Genomic DNA, 26,874 nt, shown 5'->3' on the forward strand with positions numbered 1-26,874 from the left:
TATGTATGACGGAATGGGCATTTTGGGGTTGTCTGCCGTTTCTAACGGCGGCATTAATAACCGATATCCGGTGGATGAGAATACCAAACTGGATTTCAGTCTCTGCTCTGACGACAGGCCTGCTTGTGCAAGGCATAATGAGCGGCTGGCACGGATTGCTGCTTGCTGCCTGCGGTGCGGGGGTTGGATTTACATTGCTGTTGATCCTGTATGTTATAGGCGCTGTCGGCGCTGGAGACGTTAAGCTTTTTGCAGGAATAGGTGCATGGACGGGTGTGCTGTTCACGCTGCAGGTCATGATGTATTCTATTTTATTCGGTGCTGTAATCGGCTGGATGATTGTCTTGAGCAGACGGGAGGCAGGAAGGCGGATTCGCGGTATTGTCAGCAGGACTGCCGGATTTCTGCTGCTGCGTAATCCGAAAATATTAAAGGCTGGGAACGGCAAGGAAATGCTCAGGTTTCCCTTTATGCTGGCTGTAGTTCCGGGGTTCATTTGTACATATCTCTACTTATAGATTGGAGGTGAGGCTTGATGTTCGGATTGATCCGCGATTTTGTGCAGCAGGACGGTATCTCTATGCTGCTCGGCAAGCCGGATGGATTGTCTGCGGGCGAGCTTAATATGGTTCAGGCCCGGATGCTGATGAACAGCGGCATTCCGTACCACCTGCGGCTGCTGCTCAGAGAAATTGATTTGCAGGTAACCTTGGAATATTCCCTGTCCCGCCGCAAAATGCTCAGCCATCTGCTGAAAAGCGACAGGCTCAGCATGAACGATTTTTTCGGGCTGCTGCTGCAAATTGCCCAGGGAATGGAGGAAGGCCGGCTGTACATGTTGCGGGCGGAGCAATATGCGCTGCATGAGGATTACATTTTTGTAGAAGGTCCGCTGAACGGAGGAAGAGTCTACTTGACCTGCATTCCTTTGCAGCAGCCTACAGTAACCACTAGGCCGGGAAAATGTCTGAGGTCTTTGATTATGGTGATGATGGCTTCGGTAACAGAGCTTGCCGGAAGCGGTGTGCAGAGACTGCTGCAATATTGTGGAGGAGAAGATTTTACTCCTGCAGGGTTAAGGGATTTGCTCTCGGAGCTGCTGACCGAGATTAGACCTGTGAATAATACAGAGCTGCCGCCAGAAATTCATATATCCCAGGCAGCAGTGCCGTCAGTTGCAGAGAGACATATTCAGGAGAAGGCAAGTGCACATGAAGCAGGTAAACCATCCGCTTTGCCAAGGCGTTCGGTATATGGGGTAACCGAGAATGCACAACCTGCAGACAATACCCGGCAGTATGAACCTCCATGGAACAATGACTTGCCAAAACTTAAGCGGAAGGACGAGGAGGAGGAGACAAAGCCGGATAAAGCGGGCAGTGAGCATCGTCCTTCTTCCCAGTCCTCTGCTAACAGAACCTATGTTGTACTCGGCGGTGTTTTGGCCGACGCATTGTTATGGAAGTTCCTCTATCTAAATAGTCCCAAGCCGTTATGGCTGGCAGTTTGCGCAATAGCAACGTTAGTATTGGGTGGATTCTGCTGGTTGGTCTGGAGTGAAAGGCTTGTGCTTGGAGGAAGCAAACCAGAAGAGGAAGAAGAGAGCGAAGTAGATGCTGCGGACAAAAGCTGGAGGTCCAAGCGGGAGCTGGAATGGGATTTTGGCAGAAATCCGGTAACTCCAGTCCGTACTGAAGCTCCTGTCAGAGCTAGTCCGCAGCTGTCTACAGCTGCAAATGCTGGTGTTCCTGCGGGCATACAAAGAACTGAAGTGGAGATGGAGGGGCGCAGCAGGATTAAGCCGCCGGTGGCTGTAGCTGCGACGGCACTGCTCTCCCGGGAAAATCTTTCAGAGATGAGGCCGGAGGTAAAGCCGCTATCTGCCTCTCCTTATCTGGAAAGATGCGGTGAGGATGAAAGCGGACCCGCAGAAATCATTGAGCTGAACCGCGCCAGCTTCATTATCGGCCGCTCGCCGGAGGTAGCCCAATATGTAGAGAAATCAGAAGGCGCATCGAGAGTGCATGCTGAAATCTCCAAGAGTGCTGAGGGGTACATCCTGAAGGATCTGGACTCCAGGAACGGCACCTTGTATCAGGGAGAAGCCATGATTCCTTATAAAGAGTACCCGCTGAACGAAGGATCTGTTTTTACCATTGTAAAAGGCTGCTATACGTTTCATTCGCTCTAACCTTGGCAGAAGCAAGCTGATAGCATATCTATAATCTATTCTGATTTCAGCTGTTCCAGAGCCGGCTGCAAGGTCGGATAAGTAAACGTGAAACCATGCTGAATGGCTTTGGCAGGGAGTACGCGCTGGCCTTCCAGCAGAATTTCCGACAGTTCACCTACAGCTGCTTTTAATAAAAACGCGGGAAGCGGGAACCAATGCGGACGATGATATACTTTGCCGATCATTTTGCCGAAAGCCTCATTTGTAACGGGATTCGGGGCAGTCGCGTTGACAGGGCCTTCTACTCCGGGAGTCTGGATGCAGAAATCGATCAGCCGGGACATATCGGCAAGGTGAATCCAGGACAGCCACTGCTTGCCGCTGCCCATTCTGCCGCCAAAGCAGAGAGCATAGGGCAGCTTCATCTTGGGAAATGCACCGCTCTCGTTGCCGAGCACAACTCCGGTCCGCAGTTTCACCAGCCTAACCCCTGTATACGCTTCATCCGCTGCTGCTTCCCAGGTTTTGACAACCTCAGACGGAAAGTCCATTACATGGACCGGTGAGGCTTCGTCAAAAGTGTCGGCCAGCGATGTTCCGTAAATGGCAACAGCGGAGGACTGGATCACCACCGGGGGCTTATGCTGCAGCGCATTCAGCAGCTTGGCGGCTGCGGCAACGGTTTCAAGACGGGACTCCATAATAACTTTCTTTCCGCTTGGACTCCAGCGCTGGCTGAGCGAAGCTCCGGCCAGATTGACCAGTGCATCTGCACCTTCAGCAGAACCCGGATTCTCTGAAAGGCTGTCCCAGGTAAGGTAACTGAGTCCCGGATGTATTATTTGGGTTTTGGGCAGCCTGCGGCCGACGATGATGATTTGATGTCTGGCCTGCAGCCAGTATTCTGTAAGCTCTCTTCCGATAAAGCCGCTGCCGCCGCAAATTACGTATTTCATAAGGCAATCTCCGTTTCAGGACGTCCTGAAGAGACGTTAGTGATATAGCTACAGCAGGAGATAAGCGGATTGTTACTTGATTAAATGCCGGTAAGGTGAGTAGTCTATGCCGTTCTTTTCAAGGAAGGTGATAAGAAACCGGTTATCACGCCGCGGGGTAGCGACAATGTAACCTTTGATACAGTGCTCGCGGGTGACTGCCGGAGCATTGCTCTCCACCGCGATTTTACCGATCTCTGCAGCAATGGAATGTTTGGCAATATCACGGAAAGGTCCGGGCACCGGCTGCACAAGCTGATCCAGGAAAGCCTTCGACTCGTCGCTCCATAGCGGACGGCTGCGCTCCACCCAATAATTCTGCCAGTCCAGCTTGGACTTGCCGTCGGCTTTGGGCAGCACCTTCAAAAATTTGCGGAACATGAAATAGCCGCCGATGCACATGCAGCCCAGCAGCAGAAAAGTCCAGAATGCGATAGAGTTCATAAACCAATTGCTTGGTATTGCGGATAATAAGCTTAAGTCTGATTTAAAAGACATGCATACACCGCCTTTGACAATGATGATTGTCATAATCCTTAATCTCTTCTAAAGTATAGCGTATTTCCACAGTTTTGCGAAGCGAAAGACGTCCGCGGGAGCTTGCCTAGATTTATTTTCCCGATCACGGTAGAATAAGGGTTAATTCGTGAAGGAAAGAGGGAAAAGGCATGCTGAAAATAGGTTCACATGTGTCCTGCGCGGACAAGGGTCTCCTGAGCGCGGCCAATGAAGCAAATGAGTATGGTTCAAGCTCGTTTATGATATATACGGGAGCTCCGCAGAATACACGCCGTAAGCCGATCGAAGCGATGTACCCTGCTGAAGGGAAGCTCGCTATGCAGACTAACGGAGTCGAGGAAATCGTCGTTCACGCTCCATATATTATCAATTTGGGCTCCTACAAGGAAAACACCTATCAATTGGCGGTTGATTTCCTGCAGGAAGAAATCCGCCGTACCCATGCACTTGAGGTCAAGCACATTGTATTGCATCCCGGAGCGTATACCGACAAGGATGCCGGGTACGGCATTCAGCGGATTGCCGATGGCCTGAACGAGGTGCTTGGCGGTACGAACGAGACAGAAGTACACATTGCTCTTGAGACGATGGCCGGCAAAGGAACAGAGATCGGCCGCAGCTTCGAGGAAATTGCCTCGATCATTGACAAGGTCGTACATAATGAGCGGCTGTCTATTTGTCTGGATACCTGTCACATTCATGATGCCGGATACGATATCGTTGGCGATCTTGATGGTGTGCTGCGGAAGTTCGATGAGGTGATTGGCCTGAAACGGCTTGGCGTGGTCCACATTAACGACAGTAAAAATCCGCGCGGAGCGGGAAAAGACCGTCATACCCCGATTGGGTCTGGCTGGATTGGCTTCGAAACGATCAACAATGTGGTTCACCATGAAGCTCTGGCAGGTTTGCCGTTCATTCTGGAGACCCCTTGGATCGGGAAGGACGCCAAGACACTTCGCCCGATGTACGAGGTGGAGATTGCTCTGCTGCGCGGCAATGTGGCTGAACGGTTCGGAGCAGAATTCCTGCAGGAGGTAGAAGAGCTGCATGCTTTCTTTGCCAAGCAGGAGCTCGATTCCCGCAAGTATGTGCTTGATGTGTGGGAGCTGCTGAAGAATGATGCCAAAGCCAAAAAGGCTGATCCGCGTGAACCGCTGGAACGTTTATATGATAATATCGCTTCTGCCGGATTGTTCCCGCAGCTTAGCGAGGAAGCCATCAATCAGCGTTTGATCGCCTGGCTGGCCGGCAGACAAGTTCTCGTGAACGCTTAAGCTAAACTACAGATTGTGCAAGTAGATGAGAGGATGGACAGGGGATTATGGAATTACATGTGAAAAGAGATCATTCATCAGGCGGACAATTTCCAAACCGGGCACGTATGCTCATTTCTTGTCCCGACGGACCGGGGATTGTTGCGGCTGTATCGCATTTTCTATACCAGCACGGAGCTAATATCGTGCAATCCGATCAATATACAATGGACCCGGATGGCGGAATGTTCTTTATGAGAGTGGAGTTTGACTTGCCAAAGCTGGAAGAACGTCTGGAAGAGGTACGGTCCATCTTCGGAGGGGTCGCCGAGCGGTTCAAGATGGACTGGCAAATTTTCAATGTAAGCCATAAGAAGAAACTGGCGATTTTCGTCTCCAAAGAAGATCATTGTCTGGTAGAGCTGCTCTGGCAGTGGCAGGCAGGCGATCTGGATGCCGATATTGCGCTTGTTGTCAGCAACCATACCGATATGCAGTCGTACGTTGAGTCTTTCGGTATTCCGTTCCATCATATTCCGGTTACGGCGGATACCAAGAAGCAAGCAGAGAAACGCCAGCTGGAAGTCATCGGCGATGATATTGACGTCATCATTCTGGCCCGCTACATGCAGATCATCTCTCCTTCATTTATTGAGCATTACCGGCACCGGATCATCAATATCCACCATTCCTTCCTGCCGGCATTTGTGGGTGGCAAACCCTATGCCCAGGCCTATCAGCGCGGGGTGAAGATCATCGGCGCTACTGCCCACTATGTGACCGAAGAGCTTGACGGAGGTCCGATTATTGAGCAGGATGTGCAGCGGGTCACCCATAGCGATGATGTGAATGAACTGAAACGTATTGGACGCACCATCGAACGGGTTGTTTTGGCCCGTGCGGTCAAATGGCATATTGAGGATAGAATCCTTGTTCATCACAATAAGACCGTAGTATTTAATTAATTGAATTCATCCGGTGAAAGCCAGCTTGTAATATCCCTGCCAATCCTTCCCAATGGGAATTCAAACTGTATTGCTATTGTCATTGACGGCAGTGTTGGCCGGACTTTCACCGGAATCCTTTCTCCAGCCGGGATACTTTATCCCGCAGTTGCCTCAAGATTTGCTACCTCATATGTATAATCTAATAATCTTCTTATTCTCAATCAGGTAAAAAAGCATTTTACCAGCATTTTGGCTACGTATGCCAAAGTGCATTTTGTCATGCGCAAATAACCGTATTTCAAAGGAGGTAAATCGCTTGGGATCACAGCGGGGACATCTGTTAAAACGAAATTATTTCTTCGCCTTTCTTATATTGATCATTGGCTTCGGCGGTCTGCTTGGCTATGATCTCTATTTCAAGCCGTATGTGCTGTCGCAGACAGTAGTTAAGGTGAAGGTGGCTGAGGGTGGTTTTTTACCCAAAAATTATGAGCTGAAAGTGGGAGATCTCTACCTGGATTCTGTCCAGACCAAGGATATTCCCTCTGGGGTTATTACGGAAGTCAGGCAGGTGGAACACAAGATAACTAATGTGAATTTGATGGACGGCAGTATCCTGACGGAATCGCTGGTCGATGTCAGTGATTTGGAGCCGCAGCAGGATGAGGGGATTTTCCCTATTCCTAAGGAAGCCATCTTTGCAATCAACGGATCGCTCCGCAGCAGGGACAAGGTAGATATCTATCTGGTGGAAGGGGATCCGCCGGATAAATCCGAAACCGCCACTCCTATTGCTCCCAAAGCATCCGGAGGTCCGGCGTACTCTGCAGGAGTGATGCCTGATTCATCGGCAAGCAACTCAGCAAATAAGGCCGCCCAGCCGGCTGAGCCTGCCCGTCAGGTTTTTCTTAGCGGTGTCACTGTAAACTATGTACGTACAGAGGATAACAATGATGTGCTGGATACAGAGAACGGCAACAATAACAACCGCTTTACTTCCACGGGCAAGGTTGCAGCACCGGAACTGAAGCTGAAGAAAAGCGACGGTGAGCTGCTGGGACAATATTTGGAGCAAGGGAAGAAGCTATGGATTGTACGAGTTGAGTAGAAAGGAGGAAGGCAGTCTTGAAAATTTTCAGTCTCGGTATGGATCAGCTAACCATTAACGAAATCAAGCTTGCCGGGTTCACCGTCATCACACAAAGTGTATTGCCCGAAGCCCAGCATGCCGAAGGGCACCTGCTGATGGTAACAAGCGAGCAGGTACCTGTTGCAGCTTTAAGCGGACTTCGCCAAGGATACCCGGGTTCAACTATTTTATATATGTATCTGCAAAAGGGAGTCCGCGGCTATCAGTCTATACATATGCTGTGTGAGAGTCTTGGCATATTCTTCATTCCGCCCCGCTCAACATCATCGGCGGTGGTGGAGAAGCTGCGGTACATTCTGGAGGAGGAACACGAGGAGGGCGGAAATCTGGTCGGCTTTTTCGGATCGGGTCCGGGCATTGGCTGTACAAGTGTGGCCAAGCTGTTCGCCAGGAGGATTTCGGCAGCAGGACTGCGTGTGATTTTGCTCGGTTTGGATTTGTATGATCCAGGCTATGATCCCAAAACGGCCGTAAGTCTGGACAGGCTGCGGCCGCGCATTACCGGCAAGATGCTCCACCCTGAGGATTTCGCAGGGTTGGTTAAGCAGGATGGCTATAGCTATTTGCCGGGTAACTTCGATTACTTAAGCGCACAGGATTATCAGGAGGAGGAGATCGAATATTTGCTCGCGGAAGCTAGGGCGAACGCAGACCTGGTGGTTGCCGATTTCGGTTCCATTCCTGAAAGTGCTGCGTGGTACGTAGGAATGCAGAAATCAGTGCTCCGGATGATCGTAACCCATCCCAAACACGAATATCGTCTTCAGCCCCTGATGGAACTGGCCGGACACATGGACCTCTATCCGCAGGACTTCCAGTGGATTATAAACCGCAGCAATGTCGAAGAGATGACCTCGCCCAAGAATCTGGCGCTGCGGTTCGGCAGTGAGATTTTGCTTGAGCTGCCGTATTATCAGCCTTTTCTGGAATCACTGCCGCTTGGCAAAAAGGAGCTTCAGCAGGTAGACGACAAGGTCCACTCCCTGTTGGTTAGTCTTGGACTGGCGCAGGAAGCCCGAAAGAGAGGGATTTTTCAATGATCGAATACCGGGAAGAGATGTGGCAAACAGAACAGAAGCCGGGCCAGAAGCAAGATCACAGAAAGCAGCAAGGTAGCCTGTACCCTCGTCCGTATACGGGGGACAATAGTCCGTCCGGTCTTGAGCCGAATAACCGGCACAGTTATCTGGACTCCCATCGGCCCTTCTCGCTGAAGCAGAGTCTGCTTCGCACCAGCAAGCCGGGCAAGGAGGACTTTTATAGCTTCCTGCAAAAGATGAAAAACGATATGAACGCCGGACTGGAGCGGGAGGATGACAGCTATTTTGAGCTGAATGGAAAGGCGCTGATCGGTGATCCGCAGGCGGTTAGCTTTTTTATGAACGAGATCGAGAAATACTTGCGCAAAACACCGTTCACCGGCAAGCTGCCGGAGGCATACCGGACGGCGGCAGAAGCGCTTTTTCACGAATGGAAGGGCTTTGGGCCAGCCTACCGCTGGTTCACGGACCGGGCGTACAGCGAATCTACCGGGCTGCAGATGATCGGTAAGCAAATTTTTTATAACCATCGCGGGAAATTTGTGCCTTATCCGTATGAAATGCCTTCACTTGACCGGGTCGAGCAGCTGAAGCGCTCCCTGCTGAAAAGTGATCCCAACAAAAAGCTGAACAAGGACAATCCTTCGGTAGAGTTCAAAATGGATGATCCGCTCTGGCCCGGACGGTTCATCCGGCTTGCGATCTGGGTGTCGCCAAGGGTGTGGGACGGCTTTACGACCATCTCGCTGCGCCGCCAGGTTGTGGAGTTTCTGGATCTGGAGGATCAGGCCGGTACGGAATGTATTCCTGCCGAAGCAATTGAACTGATCCGGGCGTTAGCGGGCACGTTCCGCAACACGATTATTGCCGGAGCAGTAGGTTCGGGTAAAACCACTTTTGCCAACACGATTGTCGGGGAGCAGCTGCTCGGTTCTACCTCCTGTATGGGAGTGGTGATGATCGAGAAACATCCGGAGTCGATTTTGCCGTATCAGATTAAAGGTCACCGGATCATTCCGATCCAGGCTGCCAACGAAGAGCTGATGGAAGTCGGGGTAGAGTCACTGCGGCATGATCCCAATATCCTCTATATGACGGAGATGCGCTATAACGAATGGGAATTTTACTTGTGGAGCGGGGAAAAGGGCTATGACGGCATCACAGGAACCTTTCATACGGTGGATTCGGAGGATATTCCTTATCAGGGCGCTTTTGCCGTGTCCACACGGATCGGAGGCAGTCTGAAGGGACATCTGATCTCTGCGCTGAAGTCCTGTGAGCTGGTGTTTATTCTGGAAAGCGTTCCGGACGGGAAAAAGCGGCTGGCCCGGATTTCCGAGGTTTTTTATGAAGAAGGCAGCAATTCGGTGTTTGCCAATGATCTGATGCGCTGGGAGGATGAGAAATCCGCCTGGAGCTATAATGACAAGCTGACAACAGCCCTGATGACCAAGATGAAAAAGAAAAATCCGCAGGCAACACGTCTGCTTCTCCATGAACTGGGGCATCTGGCCGCTATGAAACCGATGGAAGGGCCGCTGAAGGAAAGCCTGAAATCGAGGATTGTGTTGAACGAATGAGGGGGCGGAGAGTGTGGAGCTGATCTTTTATATCATCCGCTTTGCTCTTCATGTGCTGGTTGTCTGGGGCATCTGGTTATTGGTGAAGCCGCTTGTGGATCGGCATTTGCGGGAGTTCGGACAAAAAATAGACTATCGGATGAACCTTAGGGTCAGTCTTTTCGGCAAAAAGGTCAGCGGGATTAAAAAAAGAATGTGGCTGTACCGGCATCTGGATGATCTGCTGTATTTCTCACACCGGAAATATGAGCCTGGTCTCAGTGTCATGCGTTTCTCCATGCGGACGGTCTTTCTGTTCACAGCGGTTTTCTTGTCCGGTTTGTTGACGTTAAAAGAGCTGCCGGGACAGATGAGCTTCAGCAATCCTTTTTTGGAGGGGATCAGCTTCAATGAACGGCTGCCGGTTAAAGGCGCTTGGCGCCTTCCGTTATTTGTGGCAGCAATCTCAGCGAGCGTTCCCTATTTGCGGATGAGATACACCTATGCCCAGAGAAAAGTGCGCGGAAGCTACGATTTGCTCGATGTCATCAAAATTTCTACCAAATTCACGCATTTATCGGTAGATGCTATTTTGTCCAGAACGTCTGATTTCCTGACTGAAGATAATGTGCTGAAGACTCCCCTACGGTTACTGGGCGCGGCATTCGCTAATTACAGCAATGAAAGTGAGCTGAATGAGGAAGCGGCCAGATTCTCCGGGGCGATCGGGACAACCTTCGCTGTAGAATTCGTGTCGGACCTGCTGTATTGCGAGAAGGAAGGCACCCGTTATTTAAAAAGCTCGCTCATGATGCTGAATCGGTCCATGGAGCAGCAGCGGGAGACGATTCTGACGGTAAAAGCCGGGAGCAGGGATGCAATCAGCCTGGGGCTGTACGGCAACCTGATAGTGCTCGTATCCTCTGTCGGAACTTTTATTTACATGCTGAAGCCTGATGTTTATTTTAAGCTGCAGTTTGAAACTTCAGTCGGCATTATTTTTCTGACGATCATTATCTCCGGGCTTTTTATTTCTTTCATCATTAGTACCATTCTCGCCAGACCCAAACTGGACTACCACTAAGGTGATGAACTATGGATAGATTATTGCTATTAATCTCAATACTTGGTGTTGTATATCTCTCGCTGTTGGTATTTGTGAGCAGCAGCAGCAGGCAGGAACGATATGTTCACCGGTTAGGCGTGAAGTGGAAGGCGCTGGGGGAACGTGTGCAAAATGAGCGGCTGCAGCAATTACTGCATGGCAGCGGCCTCTCGATATCTGCAAGCAAAATCACACTGTTTCGTTATTCGGCGGCATTGATTTATTTAGCAGTTCAGGTGACGGGTGATTTCATCCGTGCAGTTCCCTTTTCTATCTATGATTTGCTGATTGCTTTACTGATTCTGCTCATCACCAGTCCGCTGCGTTATCTGCCGTTTGGCTGGCTGCTCGCTTGGCTGCATCAGAAAGCGCTGATTCAAAAAGACGGTGAACTGATCTCCTTCATCCGCCTCTACGAGAACAACCGGCTGCGCAAGCGGGGGTACATGCAGTTTGGTGCCTTCTGTGCAGGAACGGCCAGCCATTTCCAATACATCCGCCAGGATTTATATGAGCTGTCCGAACGGGCAGTCGATGAGGGTAACGAGCGTGCAATCGAATGGTTCTGCGGTAAATTCCCAGACGGCCATGCTTTTATCAACGATATCCGCTCAATCCTGCTGGCCACGGAGGGGATGGATGATGACACGGAAGCGGCGAACTATTTGCGGGAACAAGGCAAGATCATTACCAAAATCTCCAGCGATCAATATCTCAAAAAATGGTCGTTTATTGGCGACGTTTCCACCATTATCAACGTGATCCCGTCGCTTGCCACTTTCCTGATGATCGTCTCGCTAGCCATGCAGTACATCATGCTGATTAAGGGCAATTTTAACGGTGTGGGGATGTTTCAGTGAGGTTTTTGTTATATTCAAGCATCACTATAAAATATACAATTAAAAGGGAGATATTAACAATGAAAAAAGACGCTATTTCTACTGGACTGTTCATCGCTATCGGATTTCTCTGTGTTGCTATTGTAATTGCCATTTTGGTTCCTTTGGTACGTGATGTGGTCTCTAAGGCAGATGATAACAGACCCGATATCCCCGGTGTAACTATGCTTCAACCAGCCCAGCCGGGGCAAATGGCTCTGGGTGATATTTTACCCCATCCAGTGGGCTAAGACGATATGAAAAAAGACTCCATTTCAGTCGCTATGTTTCTGGCTATCGGTTTTGTGATTGCGGGGATCTTTATTGCGGCAGCAACAGATATCATTGGCGGAAGCCAGGACGATATCATTACACATACCAAGCAAGTGGAGCAGTATTAAAAGGGGGCGTTAAGTTTGAAGGCAACCGTCCTCCGCGCTTTGTTTATGTGGCTTGTCTTGTTCATCATCCTGCAGCCGATCTTTACGTACATCGATTATTTGCTGGATTTGCAGGTCAAAGCCAACACCTCCTATATTACGCAAAAAGCGGCAACAGAGGGCATGGTTACGGCTTCCTTGCGAAGTGAGGTCATTGCGAATCTGAAGGCAGTTGGATTTCCTGAAGCTTCAATTGCAATCACAAGCAGCACGACGAGTGTGCAGGAGCGTAAACAGCGGCTTGATGTGTATGTGACCGCACCGCGGATGAACCTGTTTCCCTATAATTTCTCAGGTATGTCTCAACCAACACGTTATTATGGCCATGGATCGATCATGAGTGAGTATCTTGACTGATTAAGGGATGAATCTAATTTATGGATTATATTATTAAGCTGGCCTTTGTTCTGCTGATTTTTATTTATTCCTGGTTTTTTCAGATCCAGAATCAGGAGTGGGACATGCTGCGCAGTATGCTGAAGGATGCCAACAATATGGCTGTCCACGATGCATCACAGGAACTGAATGAAGCCGCACGGGCACAAGGCCGTCTGATCATCGACCCTGCTGAAGCTTACGCCACCTTCCGGCAGTCGCTTCAGATTAATCTGGGCCTCGATGGCGGCCTCTCCCCCCTGGCAGGCAGCAGGCTCCAGACGCAGGTGAAGATTGTAAAGTTCGACATTGTGGATGAATCGACTGGAGTGAATTTCCCGTTCCTTTACGAAGACAGCGCTCATGGCATCGCCAAATACATACAAGGCCCCTCGGTCATCGCTGTTATTGAGACCAAACATCCGGTGCTGGTCACCAGAGCTAAAGTTCAGGAGGCCATTATTGTACCGGCGGTGCAGGAGTATAAGCTGAATGAGTGATTTTGTCAGATGCAGGATATCTGCTATATCAGTTGAACTAAAGAACTGGCTAGAGACTAAAGCAGGAGGGGGATTTTGAAACTGTAGGAGCGATAGCGAGCGCCTTTGTCTCCGGATTTCAACCGTAAAGAGTGGTACAAATCAAGAAATCCGGAGACAACAGTGTAATCGGTAAGTACAAGATCAACGAACTGTTTTGAGATGATAGATTCGTTGGATAGGGAGGGCCATTTGACAGCTTAACTTGAATAAGACTATTGATGTCTTATCCAGGTCTCCCACAGGTATAGTTATCGATCCTGTTAATAGATGCCTTACTAAATATGAATATAAGGGGAAATTCAAAATGAAAAAGACAATGATTATAGTAGCCTTAGCAGGATCGATGTTGTTTAGCGGAGTATTGGGGCAGGTTGTGGTTACAAACGCAGCTGCAGCAAAATCGGCAGCTACAGCTGCTCCAGTTGTAAGGGACAACCTTTCAAGTTATGGTCTGAAAAAGGATATTGAGCTGCCGGTGACTGTCACGGCTGGGGGTTTTAGTTATACACTTGAGAAGATCATGATCATGGAAACAAAGTCTGCAGCAGCTCAGGCACTGATAAAGAAATACGGTTACGCCGGTGACCAGAAGTATTTCATTTGGACGAAAATAACGATTGCGAATAACAGTAAGGCCGCTGTGCAATTTTCTTCGAAAGATTTGAGTGATAAGTGGAGGTTGAATTTTGGAGAGGAAGCATACAAGTCTATGCCATTAAAAATGGCGGATTTTAATAACAATACAGAAGCTTTATGGACATGGAGTCTAGCCCCTGGTAAGAAACTTACATCATATAGTGCATATGGTTATGACGGACCTTTTAATTTGGTTTTTATCAGAGTTGAAAACAAAGGGGTTCGCGATTATAAGTATGTTACACCTATGGTGCAGTAAAATGAAGAAAACAGTCACTATTCTCATTTGCTTTATGTTGTTATTCCCAATTTTTACGTACTCAGCAAGAGCTGCTGATGCAAAATCGTCATCTGTAGCGATCCCCACAAAAACAGGTCTGACAGGTTCCAATAATAGTGCAAAGACCTTTCTATTAGATCTTCCCAGTGGCGTAACTGTTGCATCGATAAAATCAGGGTCACTAAAATACAATGGCAATAATGATGTGGTTGGATCACTAACTACGGAGAATGGAAAGATAAAAGTCACACTAAAGGGCGATGAAAAGACCGATACCATTCCGGTAAAAGGTAAAAATGGAATGTTTATAGAAAAGTTTGTCTCAACAGTTGGTAATTCCATTTGGCGCTATTCCGACGGTAAAAGGTGGCAGATAAATGATTATAGGATTGAGAGTAGGTCTCAGTATAGTTATAACGTTAATGCCGATGATTCATCTGTTCCCTCCGGAGTCCCACCGAAGACACCAGTAACAACCTATTCTGAGCCAGTAGATCCGAGTACAGCCACTTGGTATCAGTTAGACGGAATACAGACTGTCCCCTATAGCAACGTTGTACAGTCCAGCATTGAAATGTATCAAGAAAATATGAAGGTTGGCTCAGGAACGGTCAGTAAAATTAACGATAAATTATATAGCGTCCATTACACCACACCAACCGCTAATTTTACTAATGAAGCTGTTCCTGAAAGTTTCGATAAAGGTACATGGGTACTCGGCCGACTGTATTACGTCACAATTCCTTATTACTTCATTGGAACGGCAAAAGTGACTTCTTACAGCTATGCCGGCAACGTCTCCTTTGAATATGCTCTTCAAGAAGGACCATCCCTTACCGGATTAGTCGTCGTTAACAAACCCGATCCCAATCCGTTCAAGTATGCTAATGCGGATGTGCCGGTCAATTTGACCCTAAAAGGAATACTTTCGGGGTATGAAAATTCCTCTAACATCGCAGAATGGGTGTTTTATGCACAGGAAAAAGAAAGCCCCAGTACGTTAGACACCAAGAAAAGTTTTGAGAAAAGTAAAACAAGCAGTCAGGCATTTAGTAAATTTAAGATCCCAAAGATGAAAGTTGAAAACAGTAAAGATAATTATCAGCAGGTTTATGAATTACGGGTTACGGTACGCTTCAGCAAGCCGATTGAAACGAAAGAGGGGAAGATTGATCAGCTCTCCGAAAAGTTAGAGGCTACCGTGGAAGTTTATAAGGGCGAACCCACCGTTAGCTTCCCTCCTAATATCGAAGAACCGCCAACTCCAAAGGGTAGGCCTCCTGTAGCTTCCATTTTTGCTAACCCTATCGTTAAAGCCGGGGATGAACTTGTTGCTAATGGTTCGGGATCTTATGATCCGGATGGAGACATCATCGGTTATTATTTCGCATCAGAGGGAGCGAATTTTGTGTCCTACTCTCAAAAAGGAGATTTGGCCACCCTGTGGTATCCCTCCGAACGAGTGGGGCAAAATTCCATTGGGCTTACGGTAGTGGACAAGGACATGATGATCGACAGTGCCGGTACCTTCGTCCGGGTCATTGAGCCGATTCCGGAAGCACTCTTGGAGATCGGCGGGACGAAGAAGCAGAATCGCAAAGTGACGCTGATCGACAAGAGTACCAGCCCGAAACATTATCCAATCAAAACGGATAAAACGAAAATCACCATTTCTGCGGTGGCCGGGGCTGGAGGCAGTAATGCAGCCATCAAGTATAGCGGCAGCTTAAATGGTATCTATCAAAAAGATGTTCTATTTAGGGAGCCGGGGCTATATAAGGCTACCATTTATGTAGAGAACACTTTAGGGTATAGCGCAACGAACGAAGTCACCTTTGAAATTGTGCCGGACGATCCTCCGATCATGTATTTCTCCACACCGGGGAGAGTTTACCGCGATCCGCAAAAGGGGAACAAAGCGATAGTCACTCTGGATGATCTGTCCTATTCGCCTGACGGCGATATCATCAGCCGCAGAGTGTGGGAGTATCGTTTTGATTCGGACAACGATAAGAGTTTTGCTGACGAATCCTGGGTGGTATTCAGCGATGCAAATGAGCACCGGCTAAATTTGGAACTTTCGCATGTGGGTAGATATGAGATCCGGCACACTGCTTATGAAAGCTTCAATCAACCGACCATTGATGAATTTGTGACAGCAGCAGATCGGAGACATGCCGATTCATCGGATCAGCATATTGATGAGAAAATTGTGGAGGTAGTGAATCTTGGACCCGAAGGGGATTGGACATGGTAAAACGGATCGTAACTGTACTACTCTGCTGGTTGATGGTCCTTTCAGTGTTCCCGGAAGCTTTTCCGGGAACAGCTAAAGTGAACGCTCTGGATACAAATATTATCCAATATGCAGATGTAATCATACCCGCATGGAGTGATACTTTATCTTATTCCGACGATGAATACGGAATTATAAGAAACGGTACTTTGATATTAGATGCATCCGAGACAACGTTTACAAATATAACGTTTAATAAAATCACTAAAGAATTTAATTATAGAATTCTTCCCGCCCAGTATCGGGCAAGGAGAACAAATATTTCTAGAGATATGTATATAGGAAACCAGGTTCAGTTCGGTATGTATATGGGGATTAGAGATGATCTTCCGGATTACCCTTGGTACAATCCAGCGGATGAAATGCATTTTACTACCACTCAAGATTATCTCCCGGAAAAAAAACCACCAGAGCAAAATGAACGAGAAGTAGATACGATGGTGGATATTCTACATGATAGTCATGATCCTTTCAAAGAATATGAAGCCGAATATCCGGGGGTCCAAAAGCGAATCGTCAACCCACCAAAACAAATGGAAGTTGAGGTAAGCTTGCAGAATGATGTAGCTGATTACAATCATTCTAGAACTTTTAGAATAAGGAAAGTTATGAATTTTGATCTGGTAGTCAACTCAACGCCTACTTTGTCACTCACAACACCAGGTGGCCAAACGCTGCAAAATGATGCGGGTAAAAGTCTTCTTAATGTGGAGGGCTATGTACAGGATGCGGATAATAATGATGTTACCGTTAGTGTAGAAGTCCCTAATGTGTTGTACAAGAAAATTATCGTGCCCAAAGCACATAATACCAAAGCGTTTTCGATCCCTATTGATGTTCTGGAGGATGCGATACCTCCAGGAGACTACAGGGTAATTGTGAAGGCGGTCGATCCCTCAAATGCTTCAGCCTCTGCTTCGATGTCCTTTAAAGTGAGGCAACGGTTAAAACGTAGTGCATTCGTGCTTATTAATAGCCAAATCCAGAACAGCACATCATACAGCGATTATGAGGGGGATGCCAAATACGCGGAGCGCTTTAAGTACCAGCATAATCCCGATTATTTTGACAACAGTATGGGACTGCTTGCTGATTCCGGAGCCTGGCGGAATTCGCCGTATGATTCCTTTCCATTCACTGGTTACTATGTCGTTACCTATCAGCCCAAGGATACGCCAACGGCGGATAATCGATTCAGTGAATACCGTATGTGGGGCAGTGACAACTTTACGAAGCTTTCCTTCCAGGTACACCGCAAGCCGATTGCCTTATTCACTGCTAAATTAGTCGGAGGAGCTTTGCAGATCACCGACAGTTCCTTTGACTCCGATCATATCTCCAGAGTGGATAAGGGGGTAACACAGCGGCAGTGGCAATATAAAAAAGGTGACGAAGAGCTATGGAAAGATGGTACTCCTTCAGGGACGTTATCATCTACCGAAAACTATGTTATCCGCCTGCGGGTACGAGACATAGACGGAGAAAATGCTTTGGGTGTGTGGAGTGACTGGTGTGTACGCACGGTTGGCACAGCGGCGGGGAACCTGCCTCCGGTAGCACTGTTTACCGTAGAGCCGAGCACCGTTTCCTACCGGAAGGCAACCACGGTCACCGACAAATCCTTTGATCCCGACAATGACCCACTGGATACCTATCAATGGTCCGTCGTGAAAAATGGTTCTCAGACGGTATGGTCCTATACCGGTGGAGCTAGTACACCACCGAATATCGCCAGCTATGGAGTAGGAAGTTATCAACTGACCTTAAAAGTACGCGATAACCGCGGATTATGGTCTGAGCCTTACAGCCAGAGCGTGACGGTAATGAATCATCCCCCGATTGCTGACTTCAATATGCCTTCGGAGGTATACCGGGATACCGTTATTGCCCTAGAAAACTTGACTCCAGATCCGGACAAGGACGGTGACAGCTTGTCCTATGTTTGGAAAACAGCGAACCGTGAAGGTCCATATTATGCTGTAGGGACCAATCGAAATCAGACTGTGGTCATGCAAAATCTAATTAACGCGAACAGTCTTTCGCCCAAACAATCCATCTCGGATCGATGGGAGATGAAGCTAACCGTATCTGACGGATCGCTGAGTTCAACAGTTTCCCGGGCGTTCACCGTGCTGAATCATATTCCAACAGCGAAGATTATCGGGAAGACACAAGTTTATCAGGATGACACACTTACATTCAATTCAGGGGACGTAGACGAAGATACAGCGGATCAGCACACACTTCGGTATTACTGGAATGTTACGGACAGCAGCGGCCAAATGAAGAGCTATGCGACCCCGAATGTAGAGGTGAGTTTTCCAGAGACAGGTACCTACCGTTTTGAGCACTGGGCGATTGACCAGATTGGGGCGAAGTCCAATATCGCCACCTTGGAGGTCAGTGTTATTCCAAATCTGCCGCCAGCGCTGACACTCACCACTCCGGTAGGGACGGCAGCAAGTCCTTCCATCATTGATGCGCAGCTGCTGGGAGATCCGCTAGTGAAGTGGACATACTCCGATCCGGAGAACGACGCGCAAGAGAAGTATTTATTAGAGTTTTATGACAAGGACGGATCATTAGTTAAAACCATTCAAAACAATGATCCCACCGGCACGCTGCGGCAGTATCAGATTCCGAACCCGACTTTTGAGCGGTTCGTATACTTTTATCTGTACGGCCGAGCATACTCCAAAGGTTCTTGGTCGGAAATTTCGAATGAGAAAGCCTTCATCCTCGACAATCCGCCGCAGCCGGGTTTCACCTTGCTGACGGACACGGGACGTAATGCAGCGCAGGTCCCAATCTACCGGACGGATATCTTGAACATACAGGACAAGGCGACAGATCTGGATATCGTGAAGGGCGACAGCATTAGCCATAAGTATTATCTGAAGCCGGCTGGCGGAACGGAGAGCTTAGCCAGCGCCCAGGGCAATTTCAGTAAGCAGTTCACCACGAATGGCACCTTTACGCTGCGGCAGGTAGTGACTGACTCCCTGGGGCTGTACCGGGAATTGACGCAGTCCATCACTGTGGCCAATCGGCTGCCTACGGTTAACATTACGTACCCGACCAGCAGCAGTCAGGCGAGTCCAACGGTAGTCAATACGCTAACACCAATTATGAAGTGGGAATACCAGGACGAGGATGGAGATCTGCAGCAGCAGTATAAAGTGCGAATCATTAATCTTACGACCGGAGCTGTGACTGTACAGTCGGGGGAACAGACTTCAAGTGCGAAGCAGTGGCAGATCCCGGCAGGAATCCTGGCAGAAAATCAGAAGTATGCAGTGGAGGTAGAGGCGTATGATGGCTTCAGCTGGAGTAACGTTTCCCCACGTAAATATTTTATGGTCAATCTGCTGACGGTCAAGGGCGGAGTGCAGCACACAGGGGAGTGGAACAAGAATAGGCAAGCTTATAATTTAAAAAAGAGCGGGAATGCGGAGAGTCCGCGGGGCTACAACATCTTTTGGGCGGGAGAGAGTTTTGTGCTTGAGGCAAAAACCACGGGTATGCCAGATACGGTTGATGTGACCATGACGGGTGGCTACACGATTCAACTGAGTCCGGTGAACAGCGACAGAACGCTGTGGACTGGCGAACTGTATGATCCCGCTTTTGAAAAGCTGCCGGATGGTCCGGTTGCGTTCACTTTTACCGCTAAAAATGAGTTTAATACCAAAACGGATACTGTGACAGTAACTATCATGGGGGAATGGACCGAATATTTTCAGAATCACCGGATAAAATAAAACAAAACCGGACGGGCGGAGGGATAATCGTTAGACGATTCCCTCGGCTCGTTCTTCTGCTGCTCTTAACATTCTTGAACCTAGCGAGGCAGTTGAAGCAGCAGATCCGTTTTTCGTTCCCTGGGTTATGTAAGATCTTTGTGTTCTGCGCATATAGTAGGACAGTTTGCCGCTGTAAATTTTATGAGCGCACAGCGATGAGGCGAAATCTTCAGGCGTCACGAAGCAAGAGGGCTTATCTACAGGCTGAAACGTAATTTCTTCAAACAAGGAGGCGACAAAATGGGAACAAAAATAAGCGTCCTCCCTGTCTATTTTTATATTCAGCAGGACTCCAATCAGGCCCAGGAGATGGTATTTATAGCGCTCTTGATGCTGCATCATGCCCTGCACATGGTTGTACATCGTCTCGTATTCCGTATTGCTGACTCTGAGCTGATAGATTGCACAATTCGCACTGCTGTAAAAGGGGTCGATAAAGTTCTCGTGAATGAGCCCCGCAACAAACGGGTTGTACATTTTTTTTCTTCCAAAGCTGTATACCTCGCGCAATTCACTGTCAAAGGCGATCGAAGCATGATTCAGCTCAGCTTTCGTAAACCATTTGATTAATCCGCTGAAGGCGGTACCCGTCCCGGTAAGCACAATATAGATATCTCTATTTGCGGTCATGTTCGAAATTCCTTTCTTCTGGAAGTATTGTATCATCCGGTTAAACCGTTAATTGAAGTATCTTCATCTTACTGTATAATCCAGCTTTGTAAAACAAACTTTAGTCTTAACTCAAAACTGGACCAAAGGCTAAGTTGACATAAGTTAAAACTTCACCTTAAACGCTTATCAGAATGCTACCGCCAGTTAGCATAGCATTTTTTTTACATAAGAGCCGCTAGGGTTCATGCTTCAAGATGCAAGTATTATTTGTTTTGGGGGAAATCAGGTATAGGATGTTTGGGAGATACAAAATATAAGCTGTTGAAACCTAGAGTTTACAAAAACAATTGGAATTGCTTCCACATTAGTGATACAATAATAGTCAAAATGACATTCTTGATTTAGAGGAGGATTATTGTAATGACAGAACAGGCAAAAGAACAAGCGATCCACAAAGAAGAAAATTCAACGGTGGATAACCTGGCCATCACAACCATCCGTACTTTGGCAATCGATGCAATTGAAAAAGCCAATTCCGGACATCCAGGAATGCCGATGGGTTCAGCCCCAATGGGCTACCAGCTGTTCGCGAAAACAATGAACCACAACCCGGATCACCCGACTTGGGTAAACCGTGACCGTTTTGTACTGTCTGCAGGACATGGCTCCATGCTGCTATACAGCTTGCTGCACCTCAGCGGATATGATCTGCCAATGGAAGAATTGAAGCAGTTCCGTCAATGGGGCAGCTTGACACCAGGCCATCCGGAATTCGGACACACTGCCGGTGTTGACGCTACTACGGGTCCGCTTGGACAAGGTATCGGTATGGCGGTAGGTATGGCTATGGCTGAAGCTCAGCTTGGTGCTACTTATAATAAAGATGAACATAATGTAATTGACCACTATACGTATGCAATCTGTGGCGACGGCGATTTGATGGAAGGAATTTCTTCCGAATCCGCATCGCTTGCAGGACATCTCAAGCTGGGCAAATTGATTGTAATGTACGATTCAAATGATATCTCCCTTGACGGCAAGCTGAATCTTGCGTTCTCCGAAAATGTAGCTAAACGTTTTGAAGCGTATGGCTGGCAGGTTCTTCGTGTAGAAGACGGCAACGATCTTCCGGCGCTGGGTAAAGCACTTGCCGAAGCGCAAGCGGACAGCAGCAAACCGACACTTATCGAAGTTAAGACTGTTATCGGCTACGGAAGCCCGAACAAACAGGGTAAAGGCGGCCATGGCGGTACTCACGGTTCCCCGCTCGGTGCAGACGAAGCGAAACTTACGAAAGACTTCTACAAATGGGTATATGAAGAAGATTTCTATGTACCTGACGAAGTGCGCGCCCGTTTTGCTGAAGTGAAGGAAAAGGGTATCGCGGCTAACAAAGCTTGGGATGAAAAATTCGCTGCCTACAAAAAGGCTTACCCTGAGCTTGCAGCACAGCTCGAAACTGCAATCAGCGGCGAGCTGCCTGAAGGCTGGGATGCCAAGCTTCCATTCTTCAAAGCAGAAGACAAAGCGGTATCCACCCGCGTAGCTTCAGGTAATGCACTGAACGCCCTTGCTGCCGGTGTTCCTCAATTGGTGGGCGGTTCCGCTGACCTTGAGAGCTCGACAATGACACATTTGAATGGCCTGACACAGTTTACTTCCGACTCCTATGACGGCCGCAACATCTACTTCGGCGTACGCGAGTTCGGTATGGCTGCAGCGATGAACGGGATTGCACTGCATAGCGGTCTCAAAGTATTCGGCGGTACCTTCTTCGTATTCACCGATTACCTGCGTCCTGCGGTTCGTCTGGCTTCGATCATGAAGCTGCCGGTAACCTACGTGCTGACACATGACAGTATTGCTGTCGGCGAAGACGGCCCTACCCATGAGCCGATTGAACAACTGGCTTCCCTGCGCATTATTCCAGGTCTTACTGTGATTCGTCCGGCGGATGCCAACGAAACTTCCGCGGCTTGGGCCTACGCAGTGGAGAACACCTCGAATCCGGTAGCGCTGGTGCTTACCCGCCAGAACCTGCCAATCCTGCCTGGTACAGTTGAAGGAGTGCGCGATAATATCAAACGCGGCGGATATGTTGTCTCCGACTCCAAGAATGGCACACCGCAAGCACAAATCATTGCTACCGGTTCTGAAGTGCAGCTGGCTGTAAAAGCACAAGCAGCGCTTGCTGAAGAAGGTATTGATGTGCGTGTTATCAGCTTGCCGAGCTGGGATCTGTTCGAGAAACAGGATAAAGCCTACCGGGATTCTGTCATTCTGCCTGAAGTAAAAGCTCGTCTGGCGATCGAAATGGCGCAAACCTTCGGCTGGGAACGTTACACAGGTGACCAAGGCGATATTCTGGGCATCACAACCTTCGGAGCTTCTGCACCTGGCGATACTGTAATTAAAGAATATGGCTTCACAGTGGAAAATGTAGTCAGCCGCGTAAAAGCCCTGCTATAATATACGCATTAAGGACAAGGGGGAGAATGAGCACATGAGTCAGTTCACCAACGCGACAATTCAAAAAGCAGCCAATATTTATTACGATGGAAAAGTTACCAGCCGTACAGTCATTTTGGAGGACGGAACTAAGGTGACACTCGGCATTATGCTCCCTGGTGTGTATGAATTCGGCACGGATGGTCCCGAGACCATGGAAATTTTGTCCGGTGATCTGAAGGTGCTGCTTCCCGGCACAGAGGTGTGGAAGGAAATTAAAGGAGCGGAGACGTTCCACGTTCCCGGAAATTCCAAGTTTGCACTGGAAGTATTCGGCTTAACTGATTATTGCTGTTCTTACCCGATTCTGTAACAATAAGTGCTTCAACCTGGAAGTCCCGCGTTTATGGCGGGGCTTCTTTTTTTGTCTTCACTGGAAAAATGATAGGGAACCTCACGCCACTTTTGCCGTATTGGATCGTTTAAGGGATGATTTATGCTGTTATATTGGAGCTGATCCGCTCGTACTCAAAAAATGCGTCTTGACTGTCAGGATCCCCGATTACTCCGGTCTGGACGAATCCCATTTTCTTATAGAAGTGATGATTTCTTATGGCCCAGGAAGGGGTGTCGAGTGACCATCTCTTCGCGCTTGGGTAGCTGGCAAAGAGGAAATGAAATGCTTCCTGTCCGAATCCGCGATTCTGCTGGAGGGGGTCAATAAAGATCCGGAGGAGAAGGAATTCGTCTTCCCCGGAAGCAGGGAATACGATCATTCCGCCGATAATAACGCCGTCAGCAAGAAGCTTAAAATAATGGCCTTTCTTCATCATTTCTGCCTGCCAAGCAATGGAATCGTAACCTGGCGGTCCGTCTTCCGCTTTATTCCGATACTTAAGTGCATCTTCGTCGAATGTTCTTTTCTGTATTTCAGCCAATACCGGAGCATCTGAAGGGTCAGCCGGAAGAATATTCAGCATGGGGTTCCTCCTTGAAATGGTATGTACTTAATTTCACAATCAATATTCGTCAATGGACAGGCAGATTCCTGCATGGATATTCCTTACAATAGGTTAATAACGGCCTCACAGAGAGCGGTGCGACAACCCCGGCCATACAGCAAAAACAGACGCAGCCTGTACTTCCGGCTGCGTCTGAAAATTCAGCTATATTAAATTTCTACTCCTGGCTAGCGCCAGCGCCAATCTTCTGGCCGATCCACTCTTCATAACATTTGACGACAGCAGAGAGATCTTCATCACCGTACCCTTGGGTATATCCGGCTTGGAACATACTTTTGGCAAGGCCAAGCATCGGTGAAGGCACACCTGTGAGATCGCTGAGCGAGGAGGCGAGCTTCAAGTCCTTCAGCATTAATGCGAGTGAGAATTGGTTGCTGAAGTCATTTTCGATGATTTTGCGGCCTTTGAGCTCTGCCTGCTTGCTGCCGGCTGAACCGTTCTGGACGAGCTCAAGGAATTTGTCCGCAGGAACGCCTGATTTCACGGCGATAGAGAAGCCTTCAGCGAGGGCGACATTATGAATCCCGACCATGGCATTATGGGCGAGCTTGGCAACGGCACCGCTGCCGTTGTCACCCATGTGCAGCAGCTTGCGGCCAAGCGTGTCGAAGATATCGCGGTGTTCTTCAATCACCTCTGCGCTGCCGCCAACCATGAATACCAGCGTGCCTTCGACAGCCGCTGGTTTGCTGCCGGTGACAGGCGCATCGAGGAATTTTCCGCCGCGTTCTTCCACCGCTGCTGCGATTTCCCGCACCAGTCCGGGTGAGATCGTACTGGAATCGATGATAACGGCTCCCGGTTTAAGGGCCTCCAGAATGCCGCCCTGGCCGTAGAATACTTCCCGGATCGAATCATCATTGCTGATCATGGTCATAATAACATCCTTACCCTCTGCGGCGTCCTGCGGAGTAGATGCACTCAACGCGCCTTCTGTAACGAGAGGCTCGCATTTAGAGGCTGTACGATTATATACCGTAACCTGAAAACCGCCGCGCAGAAGGTTGGAAGCCATGGGGGCTCCCATTGTACCGAGTCCAATAAAGCCGATCTGTTTCATTCCATTTCCACCTTCGCTCTTTGAGATAACTATAGAAATTGAACCTGTAGTTCCCGGCTCAGATTCTTTAGCCATGTTTTTCTACATTCTATCACGGCACCCGGGCTTGTTCCACAGGAGAGGCTCCCATGATTACACGGCAAACGCTTCCATGAAACTTCCAAAAACATGGTTCTAAAGCCGGGGATGTGCCTTAAGACCTTGCCAGTCAAGGCGATTTAAAGTATCCTAATTATAAAGTTGTAACAAACGGTGTCAAATCTAAAGAGATAAACAGGAGGTTACCATTACCGATGTCCAAGAAGATTAATTTTGACTACACCAAAGCTCTTTCCTTCTTCAGCCAGCAAGAGATCGATTATTTTGCCGCTCCCGTGAAATTGGCTCATGAACAGCTTCACAACAAGAGTGGCGCAGGTTCCGACTACCTTGGCTGGATTGATCTGCCTACAGCCTATGACAAGGAAGAGTTCGCACGTATTCAACAAGCTGCCAAGAAAATTCAAAGTGATTCCGATGTACTCATCGTTATCGGTATCGGCGGTTCGTATCTGGGCGCACGTGCTGCCATTGAAGCACTTTCGCATTCCTTCTACAATAACCTTTCGAAGGACCAACGCAAAACGCCGGAAGTTTATTTTGCCGGTAACAATATCAGCTCTACATACATCACGCACCTGCTTGATCTTGTAGAAGGCAAAGACTTCTCCGTGAACGTCATTTCCAAATCCGGAACAACCACTGAACCGGCTATTGCCTTCCGCATTTTCCGCGCAGCGCTGGAGAAGAAATACGGCAAGGAAGAAGCACGCAAACGTATCTACGCTACTACTGATAAGGAGAAAGGCGCGCTCAAGAAGCTGGCGAATGAAGAAGGCTATGAGTCGTTTATTATTCCTGATGATGTAGGCGGCCGTTATTCCGTGCTGACGCCGGTAGGCTTGCTGCCAATCGCCGTAGCAGGAATCAATATCGAAGAAATGATGCAAGGGGCTGCAGCCGCAGCGGATGAGTTCAACAACCCTGACGTGGCTACTAACCAGAGCTATCAATATGCTGCAGTACGTAACGCTCTATACCGCAAAGGCAAAACAACGGAAATTCTCGTGAACTACGAGCCGTCGCTGCATTTTGTATCTGAGTGGTGGAAACAGCTTTACGGCGAAAGCGAAGGCAAGGATTTCAAAGGAATCTATCCTTCTTCTGTAGACTTCTCCACAGATTTGCACTCGATGGGCCAATTCATTCAGGAGGGTAACCGCAACATCTTTGAAACAGTTATCCAAGTGGAGAAGGTGGAGCATCATGTAACGATCGAGAACGACCCGGATGATCTGGACGGTCTGAACTTCCTGACCGGCAAGACAATGGATTTCGTTAACAAGAAGGCTTTCCAGGGAACCATGCTGGCGCACACGGACGGACAAGTGCCGAACCTGATCGTTACCATCCCTGATCAAACGCCATATACTTTCGGTTATCTGGTGTATTTCTTTGAAAAAGCCTGCGGTATCAGCGGATATCTGCTGGGTGTTAACCCGTTCGATCAACCGGGCGTAGAAGCATACAAGAAAAATATGTTCGCGCTGCTGGGCAAACCGGGTTACGAGAAAGAAAAGGCTGAGCTCGAAGCCAGACTTACTGAGTAGTACCATTGCCTAACACAGAACATTCATACTAAGTAATCATCAGGGAGCAGTCCATAGGTAATCTATACCGGGGCTGCTCCTAAACTATA

Annotated in this window: 24 protein-coding genes; 19 read left to right on the forward strand and 5 right to left on the reverse strand. The window is 48.5% G+C overall.

Annotated features, from left to right (window positions below):
* The first annotated feature begins 5 nt into the window (after positions 1-5).
* Together NST99_RS06350 and NST99_RS06355 are read left to right on the forward strand one after the other, a co-directional pair.
* Positions 6-518, forward strand: coding sequence for an A24 family peptidase (locus NST99_RS06350; protein ID WP_341090439.1), 513 nt, complete (start codon positions 6-8; stop codon positions 516-518).
* Between the two features lie 17 nt (positions 519-535).
* Positions 536-2,191: a DUF6382 domain-containing protein gene (locus NST99_RS06355; protein WP_341090441.1), complete on the forward strand. Its 1,656-nt coding sequence runs from the start codon at positions 536-538 to the stop codon at positions 2,189-2,191.
* A gap of 35 nt (positions 2,192-2,226) precedes the next feature.
* On the opposite strand, the gene NST99_RS06360 is transcribed toward NST99_RS06355, so the two are convergent.
* Together NST99_RS06360 and NST99_RS06365 are read right to left on the reverse strand one after the other, a co-directional pair.
* On the reverse strand, positions 2,227-3,129 hold the full coding sequence (locus NST99_RS06360) for a TIGR01777 family oxidoreductase (protein ID WP_341090444.1): 903 nt from the start codon (positions 3,127-3,129) through the stop codon (positions 2,227-2,229).
* A 72-nt stretch (positions 3,130-3,201) separates the two neighbouring features.
* Positions 3,202-3,666: a DUF2621 domain-containing protein gene (locus NST99_RS06365; protein WP_341097578.1), complete on the reverse strand. Its 465-nt coding sequence runs from the start codon at positions 3,664-3,666 to the stop codon at positions 3,202-3,204.
* 170 nt (positions 3,667-3,836) lie between these two features.
* Between NST99_RS06365 and NST99_RS06370 the strand changes: the two genes are divergently transcribed.
* The 14 genes from NST99_RS06370 to NST99_RS06435 all read left to right on the forward strand — a co-directional run bounded on the left by NST99_RS06370 (position 3,837) and on the right by NST99_RS06435 (position 19,952).
* Complete coding sequence (locus tag NST99_RS06370) at positions 3,837-4,964, forward strand: deoxyribonuclease IV (protein WP_341090446.1); 1,128 nt, start codon at positions 3,837-3,839, stop codon at positions 4,962-4,964.
* A 47-nt stretch (positions 4,965-5,011) separates the two neighbouring features.
* A complete protein-coding gene (gene purU, locus NST99_RS06375) occupies positions 5,012-5,908 on the forward strand; it encodes a formyltetrahydrofolate deformylase (protein ID WP_341090448.1) in 897 nt (298 codons plus the stop codon).
* Positions 5,909-6,206: 298 nt separating this feature from the next.
* Complete coding sequence (locus NST99_RS06380; protein ID WP_341090450.1) at positions 6,207-6,998, forward strand: hypothetical protein; 792 nt, start codon at positions 6,207-6,209, stop codon at positions 6,996-6,998.
* A gap of 17 nt (positions 6,999-7,015) precedes the next feature.
* Positions 7,016-8,080, forward strand: coding sequence for a hypothetical protein (locus NST99_RS06385; protein WP_341090452.1), 1,065 nt, complete (start codon positions 7,016-7,018; stop codon positions 8,078-8,080).
* Complete coding sequence (locus tag NST99_RS06390; protein ID WP_341090453.1) at positions 8,077-9,660, forward strand: ATPase, T2SS/T4P/T4SS family; 1,584 nt, start codon at positions 8,077-8,079, stop codon at positions 9,658-9,660. The genes NST99_RS06385 and NST99_RS06390 overlap by 4 nt, the downstream gene beginning before the upstream one ends.
* A 13-nt stretch (positions 9,661-9,673) precedes the next feature.
* Complete coding sequence (locus NST99_RS06395; RefSeq protein ID WP_341090456.1) at positions 9,674-10,723, forward strand: hypothetical protein; 1,050 nt, start codon at positions 9,674-9,676, stop codon at positions 10,721-10,723.
* 11 nt (positions 10,724-10,734) lie between these two features.
* Positions 10,735-11,604, forward strand: a complete 870-nt coding sequence (locus NST99_RS06400; protein ID WP_341090459.1) for a hypothetical protein — start codon at positions 10,735-10,737, stop codon at positions 11,602-11,604.
* A gap of 59 nt (positions 11,605-11,663) precedes the next feature.
* Positions 11,664-11,873 (forward strand): hypothetical protein, encoded by a 210-nt coding sequence (locus NST99_RS06405; RefSeq protein WP_341090461.1) that lies wholly within the window; start codon positions 11,664-11,666, stop codon positions 11,871-11,873.
* Between the two features lie 6 nt (positions 11,874-11,879).
* Positions 11,880-12,023, forward strand: coding sequence for a hypothetical protein (locus NST99_RS06410; protein WP_156130821.1), 144 nt, complete (start codon positions 11,880-11,882; stop codon positions 12,021-12,023).
* 15 nt (positions 12,024-12,038) lie between these two features.
* A complete protein-coding gene (locus NST99_RS06415; protein ID WP_038587089.1) occupies positions 12,039-12,419 on the forward strand; it encodes a hypothetical protein in 381 nt (126 codons plus the stop codon).
* Between the two features lie 20 nt (positions 12,420-12,439).
* Entirely contained in the window at positions 12,440-12,937 is a 498-nt protein-coding gene (locus tag NST99_RS06420; protein WP_341090462.1) for a hypothetical protein, read from the forward strand.
* 346 nt (positions 12,938-13,283) lie between these two features.
* The gene (locus NST99_RS06425; RefSeq protein WP_341090464.1) at positions 13,284-13,874 is read left to right on the forward strand and encodes a hypothetical protein; all 591 of its coding nucleotides are present in this window, start codon (positions 13,284-13,286) and stop codon (positions 13,872-13,874) included.
* 1 nt (position 13,875) lies between these two features.
* Positions 13,876-16,152, forward strand: a complete 2,277-nt coding sequence (locus NST99_RS06430) for a hypothetical protein (RefSeq protein ID WP_341090465.1) — start codon at positions 13,876-13,878, stop codon at positions 16,150-16,152.
* Between the two features lie 347 nt (positions 16,153-16,499).
* Positions 16,500-19,952, forward strand: coding sequence for a glycoside hydrolase family 78 protein (locus NST99_RS06435; protein WP_341090467.1), 3,453 nt, complete (start codon positions 16,500-16,502; stop codon positions 19,950-19,952).
* A gap of 30 nt (positions 19,953-19,982) precedes the next feature.
* Here NST99_RS06435 and NST99_RS06440 read toward each other — a convergent pair whose 3' ends face one another.
* Positions 19,983-20,624, reverse strand: coding sequence for a hypothetical protein (locus tag NST99_RS06440; RefSeq protein ID WP_341090469.1), 642 nt, complete (start codon positions 20,622-20,624; stop codon positions 19,983-19,985).
* A gap of 402 nt (positions 20,625-21,026) precedes the next feature.
* Here NST99_RS06440 and tkt point away from each other — a divergent pair, with 402 nt between their 5' ends.
* Together tkt and ppnP are read left to right on the forward strand one after the other, a co-directional pair.
* On the forward strand, positions 21,027-23,075 hold the full coding sequence (tkt, locus tag NST99_RS06445) for a transketolase (protein WP_341090471.1): 2,049 nt from the start codon (positions 21,027-21,029) through the stop codon (positions 23,073-23,075).
* A gap of 34 nt (positions 23,076-23,109) precedes the next feature.
* Entirely contained in the window at positions 23,110-23,427 is a 318-nt protein-coding gene (gene ppnP, locus NST99_RS06450; protein ID WP_038587105.1) for a pyrimidine/purine nucleoside phosphorylase, read from the forward strand.
* Positions 23,428-23,548: 121 nt separating this feature from the next.
* Here the strand turns inward: ppnP and NST99_RS06455 are convergent, their stop codons facing one another.
* Both NST99_RS06455 and NST99_RS06460 read right to left on the reverse strand, forming a co-directional pair.
* Complete coding sequence (locus tag NST99_RS06455; protein ID WP_341090473.1) at positions 23,549-24,034, reverse strand: GNAT family N-acetyltransferase; 486 nt, start codon at positions 24,032-24,034, stop codon at positions 23,549-23,551.
* Between the two features lie 199 nt (positions 24,035-24,233).
* Positions 24,234-25,136: an NAD(P)-dependent oxidoreductase gene (locus NST99_RS06460; RefSeq protein ID WP_341090474.1), complete on the reverse strand. Its 903-nt coding sequence runs from the start codon at positions 25,134-25,136 to the stop codon at positions 24,234-24,236.
* 293 nt (positions 25,137-25,429) lie between these two features.
* Here NST99_RS06460 and NST99_RS06465 point away from each other — a divergent pair, with 293 nt between their 5' ends.
* Positions 25,430-26,785 (forward strand): glucose-6-phosphate isomerase, encoded by a 1,356-nt coding sequence (locus NST99_RS06465; protein ID WP_341090475.1) that lies wholly within the window; start codon positions 25,430-25,432, stop codon positions 26,783-26,785.
* The last annotated feature ends 89 nt before the right edge of the window (positions 26,786-26,874 follow it).

This window comes from Paenibacillus sp. FSL L8-0470 (assembly GCF_038008625.1).
Lineage (GTDB): Bacteria > Bacillota > Bacilli > Paenibacillales > Paenibacillaceae > Paenibacillus_AQ.

What these genes read in the sequence shown, in the direction of transcription:
- NST99_RS06350 (WP_341090439.1), top strand. Translation starts at nt 6, where the DNA reads ATGACGGAATGGGCATTTTGGGGTTGTCTGCCGTTTCTAACGGCGGCA.
- NST99_RS06355 (WP_341090441.1), top strand. Translation starts at nt 536, where the DNA reads ATGTTCGGATTGATCCGCGATTTTGTGCAGCAGGACGGTATCTCTATG.
- NST99_RS06360 (WP_341090444.1), bottom strand. Translation starts at nt 3,129, where the DNA reads ATGAAATACGTAATTTGCGGCGGCAGCGGCTTTATCGGAAGAGAGCTT.
- NST99_RS06365 (WP_341097578.1), bottom strand. Translation starts at nt 3,666, where the DNA reads ATGTCTTTTAAATCAGACTTAAGCTTATTATCCGCAATACCAAGCAAT.
- NST99_RS06370 (WP_341090446.1), top strand. Translation starts at nt 3,837, where the DNA reads ATGCTGAAAATAGGTTCACATGTGTCCTGCGCGGACAAGGGTCTCCTG.
- purU (WP_341090448.1), top strand. Translation starts at nt 5,012, where the DNA reads ATGGAATTACATGTGAAAAGAGATCATTCATCAGGCGGACAATTTCCA.
- NST99_RS06390 (WP_341090453.1), top strand. Translation starts at nt 8,077, where the DNA reads ATGATCGAATACCGGGAAGAGATGTGGCAAACAGAACAGAAGCCGGGC.
- NST99_RS06400 (WP_341090459.1), top strand. Translation starts at nt 10,735, where the DNA reads ATGGATAGATTATTGCTATTAATCTCAATACTTGGTGTTGTATATCTC.
- NST99_RS06405 (WP_341090461.1), top strand. Translation starts at nt 11,664, where the DNA reads ATGAAAAAAGACGCTATTTCTACTGGACTGTTCATCGCTATCGGATTT.
- NST99_RS06410 (WP_156130821.1), top strand. Translation starts at nt 11,880, where the DNA reads ATGAAAAAAGACTCCATTTCAGTCGCTATGTTTCTGGCTATCGGTTTT.
- NST99_RS06420 (WP_341090462.1), top strand. Translation starts at nt 12,440, where the DNA reads ATGGATTATATTATTAAGCTGGCCTTTGTTCTGCTGATTTTTATTTAT.
- NST99_RS06425 (WP_341090464.1), top strand. Translation starts at nt 13,284, where the DNA reads ATGAAAAAGACAATGATTATAGTAGCCTTAGCAGGATCGATGTTGTTT.
- NST99_RS06430 (WP_341090465.1), top strand. Translation starts at nt 13,876, where the DNA reads ATGAAGAAAACAGTCACTATTCTCATTTGCTTTATGTTGTTATTCCCA.
- NST99_RS06435 (WP_341090467.1), top strand. Translation starts at nt 16,500, where the DNA reads ATGGGGATTAGAGATGATCTTCCGGATTACCCTTGGTACAATCCAGCG.
- NST99_RS06440 (WP_341090469.1), bottom strand. Translation starts at nt 20,624, where the DNA reads ATGACCGCAAATAGAGATATCTATATTGTGCTTACCGGGACGGGTACC.
- tkt (WP_341090471.1), top strand. Translation starts at nt 21,027, where the DNA reads ATGACAGAACAGGCAAAAGAACAAGCGATCCACAAAGAAGAAAATTCA.
- ppnP (WP_038587105.1), top strand. Translation starts at nt 23,110, where the DNA reads ATGAGTCAGTTCACCAACGCGACAATTCAAAAAGCAGCCAATATTTAT.
- NST99_RS06455 (WP_341090473.1), bottom strand. Translation starts at nt 24,034, where the DNA reads ATGCTGAATATTCTTCCGGCTGACCCTTCAGATGCTCCGGTATTGGCT.
- NST99_RS06460 (WP_341090474.1), bottom strand. Translation starts at nt 25,136, where the DNA reads ATGAAACAGATCGGCTTTATTGGACTCGGTACAATGGGAGCCCCCATG.
- NST99_RS06465 (WP_341090475.1), top strand. Translation starts at nt 25,430, where the DNA reads ATGTCCAAGAAGATTAATTTTGACTACACCAAAGCTCTTTCCTTCTTC.